General features: G+C 68.5%; 14 protein-coding genes. 5 read left to right on the plus strand and 9 right to left on the minus strand.

What is annotated here, in order from left to right; genetic code table 11:
• Nucleotides 1–156 precede the first annotated feature (156 nt).
• The 5 genes from tkt to pgl are packed head-to-tail and all read left to right on the plus strand — an operon-like array spanning nt 157 to nt 6731.
• Entirely contained in the window at nt 157–2238 is a 2082-nt protein-coding gene (gene tkt / locus Q0A27_RS04310; RefSeq protein ID WP_291473832.1) for a transketolase, read from the plus strand.
• Between the two features lie 38 nt (nt 2239–2276).
• The gene (tal, locus tag Q0A27_RS04315) at nt 2277–3383 is read left to right on the plus strand and encodes a transaldolase (protein ID WP_291473833.1); all 1107 of its coding nucleotides are present in this window, start codon (nt 2277–2279) and stop codon (nt 3381–3383) included.
• Nucleotides 3380–4897 carry a glucose-6-phosphate dehydrogenase gene (gene zwf / locus Q0A27_RS04320; RefSeq protein WP_291473834.1) on the plus strand — a complete coding sequence of 506 codons (1518 nt, stop codon included), beginning with the start codon at nt 3380–3382 and terminating at the stop codon, nt 4895–4897. Before tal ends, zwf begins: the two co-directional genes overlap by 4 nt.
• Complete coding sequence (locus tag Q0A27_RS04325; protein ID WP_291473835.1) at nt 4894–5943, plus strand: glucose-6-phosphate dehydrogenase assembly protein OpcA; 1050 nt, start codon at nt 4894–4896, stop codon at nt 5941–5943. The genes zwf and Q0A27_RS04325 overlap by 4 nt, the downstream gene beginning before the upstream one ends.
• On the plus strand, nt 5940–6731 hold the full coding sequence (gene pgl, locus Q0A27_RS04330; protein ID WP_291473836.1) for a 6-phosphogluconolactonase: 792 nt from the start codon (nt 5940–5942) through the stop codon (nt 6729–6731). The genes Q0A27_RS04325 and pgl overlap by 4 nt, the downstream gene beginning before the upstream one ends.
• 82 nt (nt 6732–6813) lie before the next feature.
• On the opposite strand, the gene secG is transcribed toward pgl, so the two are convergent.
• The 9 genes from secG to uvrC form a co-directional block, all read right to left on the minus strand.
• Nucleotides 6814–7050, minus strand: coding sequence for a preprotein translocase subunit SecG (gene secG / locus Q0A27_RS04335; RefSeq protein WP_291473837.1), 237 nt, complete (start codon nt 7048–7050; stop codon nt 6814–6816).
• 51 nt (nt 7051–7101) lie between these two features.
• Entirely contained in the window at nt 7102–9852 is a 2751-nt protein-coding gene (gene ppc, locus Q0A27_RS04340; protein WP_291473893.1) for a phosphoenolpyruvate carboxylase, read from the minus strand.
• Between the two features lie 183 nt (nt 9853–10035).
• A complete protein-coding gene (tpiA, locus tag Q0A27_RS04345) occupies nt 10036–10827 on the minus strand; it encodes a triose-phosphate isomerase (RefSeq protein WP_291473838.1) in 792 nt (263 codons plus the stop codon).
• 10 nt (nt 10828–10837) lie between these two features.
• Nucleotides 10838–12049: a phosphoglycerate kinase gene (gene pgk / locus Q0A27_RS04350; protein ID WP_291473839.1), complete on the minus strand. Its 1212-nt coding sequence runs from the start codon at nt 12047–12049 to the stop codon at nt 10838–10840.
• 144 nt (nt 12050–12193) lie between these two features.
• Nucleotides 12194–13201: a type I glyceraldehyde-3-phosphate dehydrogenase gene (gene gap / locus Q0A27_RS04355; protein ID WP_291473840.1), complete on the minus strand. Its 1008-nt coding sequence runs from the start codon at nt 13199–13201 to the stop codon at nt 12194–12196.
• Between the two features lie 159 nt (nt 13202–13360).
• Nucleotides 13361–14371 (minus strand): DNA-binding protein WhiA, encoded by a 1011-nt coding sequence (whiA, locus tag Q0A27_RS04360; protein ID WP_291473841.1) that lies wholly within the window; start codon nt 14369–14371, stop codon nt 13361–13363.
• Nucleotides 14346–15392, minus strand: coding sequence for a uridine diphosphate-N-acetylglucosamine-binding protein YvcK (gene yvcK / locus Q0A27_RS04365; protein ID WP_291473894.1), 1047 nt, complete (start codon nt 15390–15392; stop codon nt 14346–14348). The genes whiA and yvcK overlap by 26 nt, the downstream gene beginning before the upstream one ends.
• 41 nt (nt 15393–15433) lie before the next feature.
• Complete coding sequence (rapZ, locus tag Q0A27_RS04370; RefSeq protein WP_291473842.1) at nt 15434–16366, minus strand: RNase adapter RapZ; 933 nt, start codon at nt 16364–16366, stop codon at nt 15434–15436.
• A gap of 10 nt (nt 16367–16376) precedes the next feature.
• A complete protein-coding gene (uvrC, locus tag Q0A27_RS04375; RefSeq protein ID WP_291473843.1) occupies nt 16377–18425 on the minus strand; it encodes an excinuclease ABC subunit UvrC in 2049 nt (682 codons plus the stop codon).
• Between the last annotated feature and the right edge of the window lie 7 nt (nt 18426–18432).

Here is an 18432-nt window from a genome sequence, read left to right on the forward strand (position 1 = left end):
ACCGTCATGTCGCCGTCTTACGGCGGCGCTGCCAGACCGTCAGGTTACCTGAGCGGACGCGGTGACCGTAAACCGCCGTACCACGGCCCCACAGACACCGCCGGGCAACTACACTGTCGGGGTACCCCACTTCAACATCAGGAAGGCAGCACCAGCGTGACTCTCCCCCCGGAACTCGAATCCCGTACCGTCCGGAACTACCCGGAGGACTGGACTGAGCTGGACACCCGGGCGGTCGACACCGCACGCGTGCTCGCAGCGGACGCCGTCGAGAACTGCGGTTCGGGGCACCCCGGCACCGCAATGTCCCTCGCTCCCCTGGCATACACCCTGTACCAGCGGGTGCTGCGCCACGACCCGACCGACCCGACCTGGGTCGGCCGTGACCGCTTCGTCCTCTCGGCGGGCCACAGCTCTCTGACCCAGTACATCCAGCTCTATCTCGGCGGGTTCGGCCTGGAGCTCGACGATCTCAAGGCGCTGCGTACCTGGGGTTCTCTCACCCCGGGCCACCCCGAGGTCGGTCACACCTCCGGTGTGGAGATCACCACCGGCCCGCTGGGCCAGGGCCTGGCGTCCGCCGTCGGTATGGCCATGGCGGCCCGCCGTGAGCGCGGTCTTCTCGACCCGGAGACGCCGGCCGGCGAGTCCCCGTTCGACCACGGCATCTACGTCATCGCCTCCGACGGTGACATCCAGGAGGGCATCACCGCCGAGGCCTCCTCGCTCGCGGGCACCCAGCAGCTCGGCAACCTCGTCGTCTTCTGGGACGACAACTCGATCTCCATCGAGGACAACACCGACATCGCCTTCACCGAGGACGTCGTCGCCCGTTACGCCGCCTACGGCTGGCAGACCCTCGAGGCCAATGCCGAGGACGTGGTCGGTATCCTCGCCGCCGTCGAGGAAGCCAAGGCGGACACCACCCGACCGACCTTCGTCCGGATCCGTTCGGTCATCGGCTACCCCGCACCGACCAAGATGAACACCGGTGGCGTCCACGGTGCGGCACTGGGCGGCGACGAGGTCGCCGGCGTCAAGGAGGCCCTCGGTTTCGACCCGGCAGAGAACTTCGCCGTCGCCGACGAGGTCATCGCCCACACCCGTCAGCTCAGTGAGCGCGCAGCCGCAGACCGCGCCGAGTGGCAGAAGGGCTTCGACGCCTGGGCCGCCGCCGCACCGGAGGCCAAGGCCTTCCTCGACCGGGTGACCGCCCGCGAACTGCCGGAGGGTTTCGACGCCGACCTGCCGACCTGGGAAGCCGGTGAGTCCCTCGCGACCCGCAAGGCGTCCGAGGCCACGCTGCAGGCCCTCGGCGCGACCCTGCCCGAACTGTGGGGCGGTTCCGCCGACCTCGCCGGATCGACCAACACCATCATCAAGGGATCGCCCTCCTTCGGCCCGGAGTCCATCTCCACTGACGCCTGGTCCGCCGAGCCCTTCGGCCGTAACCTCCACTTCGGTATCCGCGAGCACGCGATGGGCGCGATCCTCAACGGCATCGCCCTGCACGGCGCAACCCGCCCCTACGGCGCGACCTTCCTCCAGTTCGCCGACTACATGCGCGGCGCCGTCCGCCTCGGCGCCCTGATGAGCACCGACGTCTACTACGTGTGGACGCACGACTCGATCGGTCTCGGTGAGGACGGCCCGACCCACCAGCCGGTCGAGCACCTTGCCGCACTGCGCGCCATCCCGAATCTCTCGGTCATCCGCCCGGCGGACGCCAATGAGGCCGCCCAGGCATGGTCTGCGGCGCTCAAGGCCCCGGCTGCACCGAAGGCCCTGATCTTCACCCGTCAGAACATCCCGGTGCTCGAGGGCACCGCGGAGAAGGCCGCCGAGGGCGTCGCCCGGGGCGCCTACGTCCTCGTCGAGTCCTCCACCGAGGTTCCGCAGGTCATACTGCTGGCCACCGGTTCCGAGGTCGAGCTGGCCGTCGCCGCCGCCGGGACCCTCGAGGCTGACGGTGTGGGCACCCGCGTCGTCTCCGTGCCCTGCATGGAGTGGTTCGAGGCGCAGGACGCCACCTACCGCGAGTCCGTCCTCCCCGCCGCCGTCACCGCCCGTGTCTCGGTCGAGGCCGGTATCGCCATGCCGTGGAAGGCCTACACCGGCCTCACCGGCGCGAACGTCTCTCTGGAGCACTTCGGCGCCTCCGCCGACTACAAGACCCTCTACCGGGAGTACGGCATCACCGCCGACGCAGTGGTGGACGCCGCCCGCTCCCTGATCTGATCCCACTCTCCACTCCCTGAAAGCTGGTACTTCGTCCGATGTCTTCCTCCACCACCCCTGTAGCCGACCTCGCTGCCACCGGAACCTCCGTCTGGCTCGACGACCTGTCCCGCGACCGGATCACCTCCGGTAACCTCGCCGACCTCATCGCCGCATCCGGCGTTGTCGGCGTGACCACCAACCCTGCGATCTTCGCGTCCGCCATGTCCAAGGGCACCGCCTACGACGAGCAGATCGCAGAACTCAAGGCCGCCGGCGCCGACGCCACTGAAGCTGTGTTCACCATGGCCGTCGACGACGTCCGCAACGCCTGTGACGTCTTCGCCGACGTCTACCGCGAGTCCGCCGGTGTCGACGGCCGTGTCTCGATCGAGGTCGATCCCCGTCTCGCCGAGAACGCCGAGGAGACCGTCGCCCAGGCGAAGTCACTGCGTGAGCGGGTCGGCGCCGAGAACGTCATGATCAAGATCCCGGCCACCGAGGTCTGCCTCCCGGCGATCACCGAGGTGCTCGGCGCCGGCATCAGCGTCAACGTGACCCTCATCTTCTCGGTCGCCCGATACCGTCAGGTCATCGACGCCTTCCTCGCCGGTATCGAGCTGGCGAAGGCCAACGGCCACGACCTGTCGACGATCCACTCGGTGGCGAGCTTCTTCGTCTCCCGCGTGGACACCGAGATCGACCGTCGTCTCGACGAGACCGGCGGCAACGACGCTCTCACCCTCAAGGGCAAGGCCGGCATCGCCAACGCCCGTCTGGCGTACGAGGCCTTCAACGACCTTCTGGTCACCGGGTCCCGGTGGCGTGAACTCGCCGCGGCCGGCGCGAACATCCAGCGTCCGCTGTGGGCCTCGACCTCGGTGAAGAACCCGGAGTACTCCGACACCCTCTACGTCACCGAGCTCGCCGGCCCGCACACCGTCAACACCATGCCGGAGAACACGCTGGAGGCCACTCTGGACCACGGCGTCATCACCGGTGACACCCTCACCGGTACCGGCGAGGATGCCGCGGAGGTCTTCCGTGCCCTGGAGGGTGTAGACATCGACCTCGACGATGTCTTCCACGTCCTCGAGACCGAGGGCGTCGAGAAGTTCGTCAGTTCCTGGACCGACCTGCTCGACGTGATCGGGGCGCGCCTGTGACAGCGAACCCGTTGCGGGATGTCGAGGACCGTCGGCTCCCCCGGATCGCCGGCCCCTGTGGCCTGGTGATCTTCGGAGTCACCGGCGACCTCGCCCGCAAGAAGCTTCTGCCTGCCGTCTACGACCTCGCCAACCGGGGCCTGCTCCCCGCCGGATTCAGCCTCATCGGCTACGGTCGACGTGACTGGACCAAGGAGGAGTTCGAGGAGGAGGTTCTCTCCTCGGTCCGTGACCGTGCCCGCACCCCGTGGCGCGACTCGGTCTGGGACCAGCTCGCCGCCGGCATCCAGTTCGTCAAGGGCGACTTCGTCACCGACGGTGCCTTCGACGACCTGGCCGCAATGACCCGCCGGATGGACGCTGAGCGCGGTACGTCCGGGAACTGGGCCTACTACCTCTCGGTCCCGCCGCAGTACTTCTCCGACGTGTGCAACCAGCTCGAACGCTCCGGCCTGGCCGACAGCACCGACGGCTGGCGTCGCGTCGTCATCGAGAAGCCCTTCGGCCACGACGAAGAGTCCGCCCACGAGCTGAACAAGACCGTCAACGCGGTCTTCCCCGAGACGTCGGTGTTCCGCATCGACCACTACCTCGGCAAGGAGACGGTGCAGAACATCCTGGTGCTGCGTTTCGCGAACCAGATCTTCGAGCCGCTGTTCAACTCGCGGTACATCGACCACGTCCAGATCACCATGGCCGAGGATATCGGCCTGGGCGGACGTGCCGGCTACTACGACGGCATCGGTGCCGCCCGCGACGTCATGCAGAATCACCTGCTCCAGCTTCTCGCTCTCGTGGCGATGGAGGAGCCGGTCACCTTCTCCCCCGACGAGCTCAAGGCCGAGAAACTGAAGGTCCTCAAGGCCACCAGTGCGACCGAACCGTTCACCCAGACCACCGCCCGCGGCCAGTACACGGCAGGTTGGCAGGGCTCGAAGTTCGTGCCCGGTCTGCGCGAGGAGGACGGTTTCGACCCGGAGTCCGGCACCGAGACCTACGCAGCCGCCACCTTCGGCATCAACTCCCGCCGGTGGGCGGGCGTGCCCTTCCACCTGCGTACCGGCAAGCGACTGGGGCGCCGCGTCACGGAGATCGCCCTGGTCTTCAAGTCCGCGCCGCACGAGTCCTTCACCGACGGACAGACCCAGGCCCAGGGCGACAATGCCCTGGTGATCCGGGTACAGCCTGATGAGGGCGTCCTGCTGAGGTTCGGGTCGAAGGTCCCTGGTTCGGCGATGGACGTCCGCGACGTCAACATGGACTTCTCCTACTCGGAAGCGTTCACCGAGCAGTCCCCGGAGGCCTACGAGAGGCTCATCCTCGACGCCCTGCTCGACGAGGGCAGCCTCTTCCCCACCAATGAGGAGGTCGAGGAGTCCTGGCGGATCCTCGATCCGGTCCTCAACCACTGGGCGGAATCCGGGCGTCCGGAGGACTACCCCGCCGGGACCTGGGGTCCGGAGGGCGCCGACCGGATGATGGGACGCAACAACCGAGTCTGGAGGCGACCGTGACCACACCTGATACAGAGACCTCAGTTGTCCCCCGGGACGGCGGAGTGAACCTGGGCCGGACCAGTACCCACCGCATCGAGACCACGCTCCGCACCCTGCGTGAGCAGCGTGGAGAGGTGTCCACCGGCCGTGTCCTCACGCTCATCGTGTCGGTCCGCTCCGAGGAGGACCTGGAATCGGTCGTCCACGGTGCCAACGGGGCCTCCCGTGAGCACCCGGCCCGCGTCATCGTCGTCGTGCATGACCGCACGACCGACGAGGTCTACCTCGACGCCGAGCTCTACGTCGGCGGGGACGCCGGCGCCGCCGAAATCATCCTCATGCGGCTCCACGGTGAACTCGCCGACCACGCGGATTCCGTGGTCACACCCCTGCTGCTGCCGGACACCCCGGTGGTCGTCTGGTGGCCCTTCACCTCCCCGCGCAACCCCGCCGGGGACTCCCTCGGCACCCTGGCCTCCCGTCGGATCACGGACTCTTTCTCGGACGCCGCCGCGGGCAAGGGCACCAAGGCCATCTTCCGCCGCCGGATCGGCTACACGCCCGGCGACTCCGACCTGGTGTGGAGCCGTATCACCCCGTGGCGTGGCCTGCTCGCCAGTGCCCTGGACCAGCGGATCGACGACACCGTCACCGGTGTGGAGATCACCGGCCCGGCCGAGGACCCTGCCGTGGACATCGCCGCCGGATGGCTCGCCACCCAGCTCGAGGTGTCCGTCACCCGCTACGCCGGAGAGGCCGTGGATATCCCGGTCGACGACGACGGCATACCTACGGCCCCGGTCGAACGCGTGGTGCTGCACTGCGAGGGCGGTGACCTCGTCATGGAGGTCGTCGACCACCGGACCGTCAGGATCATCGACGGGGACACCGAGAATCTCGTCACCCTCCAGCGGCGCACCCTCGGCGAGTGCCTGGCCGAGGAACTCCGCCACCTGGAGCCGGACGCCGCCTTCGGCGACGCACTCCACGGACTGCCCCGGGTGACCGTGGCCCGGCCCGGGGCCTCCGGACGGGACAACACCGTCAAGGAGAGCGACCGGTGAGCGCAGCACAGTGTGAGGTGTGGGACAACCAGCAGGCACTGACCGCCGGTGTCGCCCGTCGTGTCGTCGACCTGGTCAGCGACGTCCAACGCAACGGCGGGGTCGGTGGCGCCCAGGGGGCCGACGGCTTCGCCCGGATCGTACTGACCGGCGGCGGTGCAGGTATCGGTGTGCTCACCGAGCTGGCCGTGCTGGACCATGCCGCCCGGGAGACCGCCGACAGCTTCCCCGTCGCCGCAGTCGACTGGAGCCGGGTGCACGTCTTCTTCGGCGATGAACGGTACGTCCCCGCCGACCATCCCGAGCGCAACGAGGGGCAGGCGGATGCCGCTCTGCTCGACCACGTCGGCATCCCGGCGCAGCACGTGCACCGCTACCCGGTGCCGGCGGACGGTGAGGACCCGGCCGGTCCCGGACTGGATGCCGCCGCCGAGGCGTACGCGCGGACGCTGACCGAGTTCGCACCGGAGGGTTTCGACCTCCACCTGCTCGGTATGGGACCGGAAGGCCACGTGAACTCCCTGTTCCCCCACACCCCCGAGCTCGATGCCACGGCGACCGTGGTCCCCGTGCGGGACTGCCCCAAACCGCCACCGGAACGTGTCTCCCTGACCCTGGACGCCGTACGCTCGGCACGTCAGGTCTGGCTGCTGGTCTGCGGTGAGTCCAAGCGCGAGGCCGCAGGCCACGCGGTGTCCGGTGACGATCCGGCCCGGTGGCCGGCGGCCGGTGCCCGGGGCGCTGAGGCGACTGTCGTCCATGTGGACGCCGCCGCTGACCCGTCCTGACAGGTCCTGCACCGCAGACACCCCCGGGTGGTTCCGATGAACCACCCGGGGGTGTTGTGCAGGCTCTGCGGCCGACGGCGTCCTACAGGTCGTAGTTGAGGACGAGGTTAAGGCCGACGATGGCCAGCACCCAGATCACCGCGGTGATGATGGTCAGACGGTCGAGGTTCTTCTCGACCACGGTCGATCCCGAGAGGCTGGACTGCATACCGCCACCGAAGAGGCTGGACAGGCCGCCACCCTTCCCCTTGTGCAGGAGAACGGAAAGCCCCATGAGGAGGCTGGTGACCACCAGGAGAATCTGGAGGGTGAGAATCACGGAGTCTGCCTAACATCGGTCGACAATACGGACAACGGCCCTATCGTAGCACTACCCGGAGTTCCGGAGGCCGGTGGCGAGGCCGTTCATCGTCAATCGGATTCCGTCGAGCACATCCTCCGACTCATCTCCGGCACGGTAGCGCCGCAGCAGCTCCAGCTGGATGAGATTCAGCGGGATCAGGTAGGGGAACCGGTTGCGCATCGAGACAGCCAGTTCGGGGTTGTCGTCGAGCAGACTCTCGGTTCCGGTGACCTTGACGTACATGTCCAGGGTCAGGCGGAATTCCGTGACAATGGCTTCGAAGATGCGCTCGGCGTCCGCCCGGTGAGGGACAAGTTCCGCGTACATCTTCGCTACCGCGAGATCGGCCTTCGCCATCACCTGGGCCATATTCGACATCACCGAGCGGAAGAACGGCCATTCCCGGTGCAGTTTCTGCAGGAAAGCCAGCCGGTCGGCGTCCTCCCCGACCCAGGTGCTGAGTGCGGAGCCGACACCGTACCAGCCCGGCAGCATGATCCTCGACTGGGACCAGGACAGCACCCACGGGATCGCGCGGAGGTCGGCGATGCTGCTGGTCTGCTTGCGCGAACTCGGCCGCGAACCGATGTTGAGGTTGCCGATCTCCGCCAGCGGGGTCGACGAGGTGAAGTACCCGATGAATCCGGGGTCCTCGTGCATCAGGGCGGAGTAGGTCTGCCGGGAAAGCTCCGAGAGCTCCCGCATGGTGGCGTAGGCCTTCTCCGGTTCATCGACCCGGTCGACGGGGAGCAGGCTGGCCTCGAGCGTGGCGGAGACCAGCGCCTCGAGATTTCGACGGGCGACCGAGCGCACACCGTACTTCGCGGAGATGATCTCGCCCTGCTCGGTGATGCGGACGCTGCCCTGCACAGCCCCCTCAGGCTGCGCGAGGATCGCCTCGTGGCTCGGTCCGCCACCACGTCCGACGGTGCCGCCACGGCCGTGGAAGAGGCGCAGTCCGAGGCCGGCGGCGCGTGACGCGTCCACCAGAGCCAGTTCGGCGTCGTAGAGGGCCCAGTTCGCGGCGAAGTAGCCACCGTCCTTGTTGGAGTCCGAGTAGCCCAGCATGACCTCCTGGATGCCGTCACGCTCCTCGACGACATAGGTGCGGTAGAAGTCGTACGACCACAAGTCCGTCATCACCGACGCACCGGCCTTGAGGTCGTCGATGGTCTCGAACAGCGGGATGACATCGACGGAACCGTGGAGCGTCCCGTCCTCGACCCGAATGAGACCGACCTCCTTGAGCAGCAGGACCGGCTCGAGGATGTCGGAGACCGAGGACGCCATGGAGATGATGCAGTGCGGCACGACCTCCGGGCCGAACTTACGGGCGGCGGCCGCAGCCGAACGGAAGATCCCGAGCTCCCGGTCGGTCGCCTCGCTCCACTGCGCCAGCGGGTCGACCAGCGGACGCGGTGAGTGAAGCTCCGTGGTAAGCAGCGAGATCCGCTCCTCTTCGGACAGCGAAGAGTAGTCGGCGGTCACGCCGGCACGGGAGAGGAGCTCGGTGAGGACGTTCTCGAAGCTCTCCGAGTTCTGTCGCAGGTCCAGTGCGCTGAGGTGGAACCCGAAGGTCCGCAGCGCGGTGATCACCGTAGCCAGCCTGTGGTCGGCGATGAGTCCGTCATTGGAGGCACGCAGGGACCGGTCGATGACGGCCAGATCCTCGAGTGCGGTGGCCGCGTCCGGATACGGGGTGTGCCCGTCGGCGACACCGGGGACCACGGACCCCTCCCCCAGGGTCGTGACTGCGGTGGCGGCGATCCGGCCCCGGACACCGTGGACCGCCCGGCGGTAGGGCTCGTCGGAGCGGGAGGGGACGTCGTTGCGGCCACGGTCGGCCAGATCCTCCAGGTCCGGCTCGACCACGGTGAACCGGGTCGACAGGCTGAGTTCGTGCTCCAGCTCGGCGAGTTCGGCCAGGTACCAGCTGAAGACTGTCTGGGCGGCACGGTTGGTGGCGTAGCGGACGGTGTCGCCGGTGACGAAGGGGTTGCCGTCGTGGTCGCCACCGATCCAGGAACCGGGGCGGACCACGGGCGTGTCGGGTACCCCGGGACCGAAGAGCTCCCGCAGTGTCGTACTGACGCGTAGGTTGAGCAGCGGAATCTCGTGGAGAAGACTGATCGTGAAATAGCGAAGACCGACATTGATCTCGTCCTCGATCCGGGGACGGACCGAACGGATCAGCGCGGTCTGCCAGAGAATGGTGACACGCCGACGGATGTCACGGTCGATCTCGGCGAGGCGTTCGTCGCTGCGGGCGGTGAGACCTGCGGCGATGATGCGCCCGCGTGAGCGCATGAGGCGGGTGATGTCCGACTGGACGTCGAAGACGGTGCGGCGACGGGTCTCGGTCGGGTGGGCCGTGAGGACCGGGGCGACATGGGCCCGTCCCATGACCTCGGCGACCTGCTCGGAGGTGACCCCACCGTCGGTGAGGGTCGGCCAGGTCGCGGCAAGTGTGGACGCCGGCGGCGGGTCACCTGCGTCGGCGAGCCGGTCCCGGACACGCTCTTCATGGAGGTCCTCGGCGAGGTTGGAGAGCAGGCCGAAGTGGCTGAATGCCCGGATGACCGGCAGCGCACGGTCGGCCGGCAGATCACGCAGCCGGGTGGCGAGGTCCTCGACGGTGCTGTCGCCCTGGCGGATCCCGAAGGCCTCACGCCGGGCGGACTCGACCAGGTCGAAGACCTCCTGGCCCTCCTGCTCCCTGATGATGTCGCCGAGGATCGCACCGAGGTAGCGGATGTCCTGGCGGACTCCCGGGATGATCTCCGGGGTGTCCACGTCCGGCGGCACGATGGGTACGGCGGTACCCGGGACGGACTGTCGGTGTGGTGTCTGTGGCGGGGATTCGGTCATGCCCGCCATTGTGCCCCGGTTCCCCCGCCCCCGCAGGGGACGGACGGCCCCCACGCGTTCCCCTGCCGAGCCCGCGGTCCGGTCAGCGGCCGGTCAGGCCTTGGCTGCCGCGGCGCAGAGTCGGGCGAAGTCCTCGCCGTCGAGGCTCGCGCCACCGACGAGGGCACCGTCGACGTCCGGCTGTCCGACGATCTCGGCGACGGTACCGGTCTTCACCGAACCGCCGTAGAGGATGCGGGCGCTGTCTGCGACCTCGTCTCCGCCGAGCTCACGCAGGACGCCACGGACCGCCTGGCAGACCTCCTGGGCGTCACCGGCGGAGGCGACCTTACCGGTGCCGATGGCCCACACCGGCTCGTACGCGACAACAACATCGGCGAGACGGTCCGTCGGGACACCGGCGAGGGAGGCACGGGTCTGTTCTTCGACGAAGGAGACGTGCCCGCCGGCCTCACGGACGTCGAGCGACTCCCCCACACACACGATCGGCCGCAGGTCGGCACCGAGGGTGGCGACGGCCTTCTTCGCGACGGTGGCATCGTCTTCGGCGTGGTACTGGCGACGCTCCGAGTGGCCGACGACGACCCAGGAGCAGCCCAGCTTGGCGAGCATGCCGGCGGAGACCTCGCCGGTGTAGGCGCCGGACTCGTGGACCGAGACGTCCTGTGCCCCGTAGGTGACGAGGAGCTTGTCGCCGTCAACGATCGTCTGGACGCTGCGGATGTCGGTGAACGGCGGGATGACCGCCACATCGACGTGGTCGTAGTAGTCGCGCGGCAGGGCGAAGTCGAATTTCTGCACCAGCTGGATCGCCTCCAGGTGGTTCAGGTTCATCTTCCAGTTGCCGGCGATGAGCGGGGTACGCTTCGATGCCTTGTCAGCCATGTCTGTTCTCCTAGTTCTCGAGGACGGCGATGCCGGGGAGTTCCTTGCCCTCCAGGAACTCGAGCGAGGCGCCGCCACCGGTGGAGATGTGGCTGAAGCCCTCCTCGTCGAGTCCGAGGGTGCGGACCGCGGCGGCGGAGTCTCCGCCACCGACCACGGAGAACGCTCCGGCCGTGGTGGCGTCGATGATCGCCTGGGCGACTCCACGGGTGCCCTCGGCGAACGCCGGGAACTCGAACACACCCATCGGGCCGTTCCAGAAGACGGTCTTCGCGCTGCGCAGCACGTCACCGAAGGCGGCGACCGACCCCGGTCCGACATCGAGACCCATCTGGTCGTCGGGGATGGCGTCCACGGCGACGGTGGCGGGGGTCGCGTCGGCGGCGAAGGCCGGGGCGACGACCACGTCGGTCGGCAGGACGATGGCGTCACCGTAGCGCTCGAGCAGGTCACGGCAGGTCTCCACCATGTCCTCCTGCAGCAGCGAGGTGCCGACGGAGCGGCCCTGTGCGGCGAGGAAGGTGAAGCACATGCCACCGCCGATGACGAGGTGGTCGACCTTGGGGGCCAGGGCCTCGATGACGGTGAGCTTGTCGGAGACCTTGGAACCGCCGAGGACGACCACGTAGGGCTTCTCGGGGGTCTCGGAGACGCGACGCAGCACCGCCAGCTCGGACTCCACGAGTCCACCGGCGTAATGCGGGAGCAGCGTGGCGACATCGTAGACGGACGCCTGGGCACGGTGGACGACACCGAAGCCGTCGGAGACGAAGGCACCGTTCTCGGCGGTCAGCGCGGCAAGCTCGGCGGCGAAGGCCTGACGCTCAGCGGCGTCCTTCGATGTCTCGCGGGCGTCGTATCGGACGTTCTCCAGCAGGAGGATGTCGCCGTCGTTGAGGCCGTTGGCGCGCTCGTGGGCGTCCTCACCGGTGACGTCGGCGGCCAGCGGAACCCACTGTTCGAGCCGCTCGGACAGAGCCTCGGCGACCGGGGCGAGCGAGAAGTCGGGGTTGGCCTCACCCTTGGGGCGTCCGAGGTGGGCGGCGACGATGACGCGGGCGCCGGCGTCGAGGAGACGGCGGAGGGTGGGGACCGAGGCGTCGATGCGACCCGGGTCGGTGATCGCGCCGTCCTTCAGCGGGACATTGAGGTCGGCACGGACGAGGACGTGGCGTCCCTCGACACCGTCGGCGATGAGGTCGTCGATGGTCTTCACTGGCATGTAGGGCTCTCCTGTATTCAGGCCGCGGTCAGGCGGCCGGTGTCAGACAAGTCCGGCGGGCCGGTGCACGGTGGCACCGACCCGCCGGGGATGTGGGGTACCGGGTCTGAGTCTAGTGGACTGCCCGATCCTGCGACCCGGGGGTCAGAGGCGCTCAGCGACGTAGGCGGTGAGGTCGATGAGGCGGTTGGAGTAGCCCCACTCGTTGTCGTACCAGCCGACGACCTTGACCTGGTTGTCGATGACCTTGGTCAGTCCCGAGTCGAAGATCGTGGAGTGCGGGTCGCCGACGATGTCGGTGGAGACCAGCGGCTCGCCGTCCGAGTACGAGATGATGCCCTTGAGGTCACCCTCGGCGGCCTTCTTCACGGCCTCGTTGACGGCCTCGGCGGTGACCGGCTTCTCAGCCTCGAAGGTGAGGTCGGTGACCGAGCCGGTGGGGACCGGCACGCGCAGGGCGTAACCGTCGAGCTTGCCCTTGAGCTGCGGAAGTACCAGGGAGACGGCCTTGGCCGCACCGGTGGACGTCGGGACGACGTTCAGGGCGGCGGCACGGGCGCGGCGGGGATCCTTGTGCGGGGCGTCGTGCAGACGCTGGTCACCGGTGTAGGCGTGGACCGTGGTCATCAGACCGCGGACGATCCCGAACTCCTCGTCGAGCACCTTGGCCATCGGCGCGAGACAGTTGGTGGTGCAGGAGGCGTTGGAGATGATGTGCTGGGTGGCGGGGTCGTAGTCGGTGTGGTTGACACCGACGACGAAGCTGCCGTCCTCGTTCTTCGCCGGGGCGGAGATGATGACCTTCTTCGCCCCGGCGTCGATGTGTGCCTTCGCGGCGTTGGCGTCGGTGAAGAAGCCGGTGGATTCGATGACAATGTCCACCCCCAACTCACCCCAGTTGAGGTTCTTGGGGTCGCGCTCGGCGGTGACGACGATGCGCTTGCCGTCGACGGTGATCGACTCGTCGTCGTAGGTGACCTCCTTGCCGAGGCGGCCCATGATGGAGTCGTACTTCAGCAGGTTGGAGAGGGTCTTGTTGTCGGTGAGATCGTTGAAGGCGACGATCTCCAGATCGGCGTCGCTGTCCTGCAGCGCGCGGAAGAAATTGCGGCCGATACGGCCGAAGCCGTTGATGCCTACACGTACCGTCACGGTGGTCTCCTGTTTCAGGTGTTGGAGTCTGGTCTGTCCGTTCCATTCCCGACCCTACCCACCCCCACCCGCTCGTGCAGGGGGTGACAGTCACCCCCGCTCCCCTGTCGACGTCGATGCAGGTCAGGACACCTCCACTCCGGAGAAATCACCGTGGGATCACCGCGTGCCGAGCGGGCCGTCTTCCGGAAAGTCCACGTCCACGACGGCCGAGGAGGTACCGGGTACCCCCAGTTCCTCCGCCCGCCGGTCCGCCATGGTGAGCAGCCGACGGATCCGGCCGGCGACCGCGTCCTTCGTCATCGGCGGATCCGCGAGCTGACCCAGTTCCTCCAACGAGGCCTCACTGTGCTCCACACGCAGCGCACCGGCCTGCTGCAGGTGCTCAGGGACATCCTCTCCCAGCAGTTCCAGGGCGAGTTTCACCCGGGCGGCGGCCATCGCGGCGGCCCGGGCTGACCGACGCAGGTTGGCGTCATCGAAGTTCGCCATGCGGTGGGAGCTGGCACGCTCCTCCCGGCGGCGGCACTGCTCCTCCCACCGGCTGCGGCCACGGGGGGCGCCCATGCTCTCCAGCAGATCGCCGACAGCCTCGGCATCGCGGACGAGGACACGGTGCATCCCGCGGACCTCCTTGGACTTCGCGGTCACTCCGATCCGACGTGCCGTACCGACCAGCGCCAGCGCCGACTCGTTGCTCGGTGTGGTGACCTCCAGGACTGCGGGACGCCCCGGGTCGCCGACCGTGCCACGTACGAGGAAAGCACCCCGCCACGCGGCGGCGCACTGCTCGACGGTACCTCCGATGATGAACGGTGGCAGACCGCGCACCGGGTGACCGCCACGGTCGATCAGGCCGGTCCGACGGGACAGTTCGGTACCGCCGTGGGACCACCTCAGGTGGTGGTGACCACCGTCCCCGGCACGGGCGTCGGGGACACCGCCGGGATCCGGGGTGATGTCGAAGAGTTCGTCGATGGCGGAGACCAGGCGACGGGCGGTGGCCGCGCCCTCGATCTCCGCCTCGACGACGATCTCACCGCTGACCAGGTGCAGTGAGCAGGTGTAGCGCAGCAGCGAGGCGACCTCGGCGGTGAGGACCTGTGGGGTGCCCACCGTGACCTGCAGCAGTTCCTGTCGGACGTCAGCGGTCAGTGTCTGCGGCGGCACCGGCGTCTCCTTCCCGGAGGGTTGTCGTGTCTGTGTCTGGGCCCGGTCCCCCGAATTCACGGAGGACGTCGGCGAGTTTCGACGGTGAGTGGCGGTCGGTGAACCGGCCCCGGTCATCGTCCTCACGGACGTCCCGGTAGAGCACACGCGCCCCCAGACGTTCCGCGGCGCGTTCCAGGTGCCGGCGTTCCTTGGAGGACTGCACCGAGTTCAGGTCGACGACGACGAAGTCCACCTGCAGCGACGGACAGTGCTGGAGCAGCATGTGGATGTGCCGTTCCATGGAGAACCCGTTGGTCTCGCTGGATTCGGCGACGAGATTCATGAGGATCACCCGGGTGGCGGTGGTCCGTGTCAGCGCGTCGACGATACCCGGGATGAGCAGGTGCGGGATCACCGAGGAAAACCAGGACCCCGGTCCGAGGGTCACCAGGTCAGCGTCGAGAATGGCCTGGACAGCCTCGTCGGTGGCGGGGGCGTCCTGCGGGATCAGGCGGACGCGGCGCACCGTGCCGAGGGTGGACGCGACAGCCACCTGCCCACGGACCGCAGTGACCTCACGTGCGTCGTCACCGAGTCCCTGGACCTCTGCCTCGAGGTCGAGCGGTTCGGGAGACATCGGGACGACGCGACCCCGGATGCCCAGCAGGTCGCCGAGCTCGTCGAGGGCGGCGATACTGGAACCCATCACCTCGGTGAGACCGCCGAGGATGAGGTTGCCGACCGCATGTCCGGCGAGGGCGCCGTGGCCGCCGAAACGGTGCTGCAGGGTGTGCTCCCACAGGTGGCCGCGGGGTGTGTCACGGACCAGCGCAGACAGCGCCATCCGGAGGTCGCCGGGTGGAAGTGAGCCCAGCTCGCGGCGCATACGGCCCGAGGAGCCGCCGTCGTCGGCGACCGTGACGACGGCCGTGACATGGTCGGCGGCACCACGGGCGGCCCGCAGGGTCGCGAAGAGTCCGTGACCACCGCCGAGGCTGGCGATCCGGTCGAGGGGGCGCTCCCCGGCGGCGGCCGATATGTCCTCGACCGGAAGGCCGGGATCGTCAGGTCCGGCGAGCGTCACTTCTGCCCACCCCCCTGCGGCTGGCGGTCCTCGTACCTGACCAGGTCACGGTGTACGGTCCGGACCTCCAGGTCGGGCAGTTCACGCAGCCGCCGGGCCAGTGCCTCCGTCAGTGCCGGGCTACGGTGCTGGCCGCCGGTGCAGGCGATGCCCACGGTGATGAACCGCTTGCCCTCACGCCGGTAGCCGGGAAGGGCGGTCTCCAGGACCGTGGTGAGCCCGTCGAGGTAGGCGTCCGCCTCGGGGCGGTCGAGGACGTAGTCGGCGACGGCGGGCTCCAGACCGCTGTGCTCCTTGAGCTCCGGGACCCAGTGGGGGTTCGGCAGGAAGCGGGCGTCGAAGAGCAGGTCCAGGTCGCGGGGCGCCCCGTTCTTGAAGCCGAAGGACTGCACGGTGACGTGCTCCCGCCGGTCGGTCAGCGCGGTGAAGTAGTCCTCGAGCTCATGACGCAGGTCGTGGACGCTGGTGCCGGTGGTGTCGATGACGACATCGGCCCGACGGCGGATCCCGCGTAGCATGTCGCGCTCACGGTCGATACCCGCCTGGAGGGTCTCCCCGCCCTGCAACGGATGGGTACGGCGGACCTGACCGTAGCGGCGGACGAGGGTGGCGTCATCGGCGTCGAGGTAGAGCACGACGGGGCGGCGTCCGGAATCATGCAGGCCGGCGAGGACTTCGGTGAGGTCACCGACGAAATCGCGGGAGCGGACGTCGGTGACGATGGCCAGTCGCTCCACCGGCGAATCGGACTCGAAACTGAGCTCTACCATGCGCATGATGAGCTCCGGTGGGAGGTTGTCGGCGACGTACCAGCCCATCTCCTCGAGAACAGTGGCAGCCTCCTTGCGTCCGGCACCGGACATGCCGGTGATGAGAACGAGGGACGCCTCCTGTCTGGGATCGGCGGAGGCTTCGCGGTGGATGTCCATGGGGACCATCCTAACCGTCGCTGTGCTCCTCCGGAGAGAGGGCGGCCATCACCGCGGCAGCGAGCTTCGGACCGAATCCGGGCAGCGCGGCGACGGCCTCCTCCCCCGCCTCCCGGACCTTCGCCACGGAACCGAAGGCGGTGACGAGTTGGGAGCGGCGCTTCGGGCCGAGCCCCGGCACCTCGTCGAGGACCGACCTGGTCATCCGCTTGCCGCGGCTGGCACGGTGGAAGGTGATCGCGAAGCGGTGCGCCTCGTCACGGATCTGCTGGACGAGGTACAGGGCCGGCGAGTTCCGGGCGACGATCACCGGGTACTCGTCGCCGGGCACCCACAGCTCCTCGAGCCGCTTGGCGATGCCGACGAGGGTCACGTCGGTGACCCCGAGCTCGTCGAGCACTTCCTGGGCCGCCTCGACCTGCGGCCGCCCACCGTCGACGATGAACAGCTGTGGTGGATAGGCGAACCGCTTCGCCCCCTGCTCCGCCTCGGCCGCACTGACCTCGCCCTCGAGCCGGTCGCCGGCGTCGTCCCCGGCCGGCACGGCGGTCCTGTCCTGCTGGTAGCGCTGGAACCGGCGTCGGACGACCTCGGCGATGGACGCCACATCGTCGGAGTGCCCGTCCCCGGCCGCCTCACGGATGCGGTAGCGGCGGTAGTCGGACTTACGCGGCAGTCCGTCCTCGAAGACCACGAGGCTGGCGACCACGTCGGTGCCCTGGATGTGGGAGATGTCGGTGCACTCGATGCGCAGCGGCGGTTCGTCCATCCACAGTGCCTCGCGCAGCTCCTCCAGGGCCGAGGACCGGGCGGTGATGTCGCCGACGCGGGCGAGCTTGTGCTGTCGCAGCGCCTGGGCCGCGTTCTCCCGGGCGGTGTCCATCAGCGCCTTCTTGTCCCCGCGCTGCGGGAAGCGTACCGTCACCCGGGCACCACGCAGCTCGGTGAGCCAGGCGGAAAGCCCCTCGATGTCGTCGATCTCGTCGGGGTCGACCGGCACGAGGATCTCTCGGGGCACCGGCTCCAGCGTCACCTCGCGGGACGCCGCCGCCCGGGAATTACCGCCCACCGCGGACTCGGTGGCGTCGGAGAGTTCGGCCGACTGACCGTAGAACTGGGTGAGGAAGTCCGCCAGCAGCGCCGGGGTCCCGGCGTCTCCGGTCGCGTCGCTGTCTCCGGTGGCGTTCTCGACGACCCATCCCCGCTGGCCACGGATACGTCCGCCACGGACGTGGAAGATCTGGACGGCGCTCTCCAAGTCGTCACCGGCGGTGGCGATGACGTCGGCGTCGGTGTTGTCGGAGAAGACCACGGACTGCTTCTCCATGGCGGAGTCCATCGCCCCGAGCTGGTCACGCAGGGAGGCGGCCCGCTCGAAGTCGAGGTTCCCCGCGGCGTCCTCCATCTCCTGACGGACATCCCGCATGACCCGCTCGGTGTTGCCGCCGGCGAGGAAGGAGCAGAAGCCGTCGACGAGCTCCATATGCTCCGAGGGTGAGACCCGCCCCACACACGGAGCGGAGCAGCGGTCGATGTAGCCGAGCAGGCAGGGACGGCCCAGTTGCTCGTGGCGACGGTACACTCCGGCGGTGCAGGTCCGCACCGGGAAGACACGGGTCAGGGATTCGAGCGTCTCCCTGATCGCCCAGGCCTTCGGGTACGGGCCGAAGTAGCGCACCCCCTTCTTCCGCGGACCCCGGTAGAGGAAGGCCCGGGGGAACTGCTCCTTCACGCTCACCGCGAGCATGGGGTAGGTCTTGTCGTCGCGGTACATGACGTTGTACCGCGGGGCGAACTTCTTGATCCACGTGTACTCGAGGTTCAGGGCCTCGAGTTCGCTGGACACGACAGTCCACTGCACATGGTCGGAGGAGAAGACCATGGTCCGGATCCGCGGGTTGAGGTGCGCGGGATCCTGGAAGTAGTTCGACAGCCGGCTGCGCAGGTTCTTCGCCTTGCCGACGTAGAGGACCCGGTCATCGGCGTCGCGGAAGGTGTAGACGCCCGGGTTCGTCGGGATCGTCCCCGGTGCCGGGCGGTAGGAGGCGGGATCAGCCATCGGCGTT

The sequence above is a fragment of the Corynebacterium sp. genome (assembly GCF_022712275.1).
In the GTDB taxonomy this organism is placed as follows: Bacteria; Actinomycetota; Actinomycetes; order Mycobacteriales; family Mycobacteriaceae; genus Corynebacterium.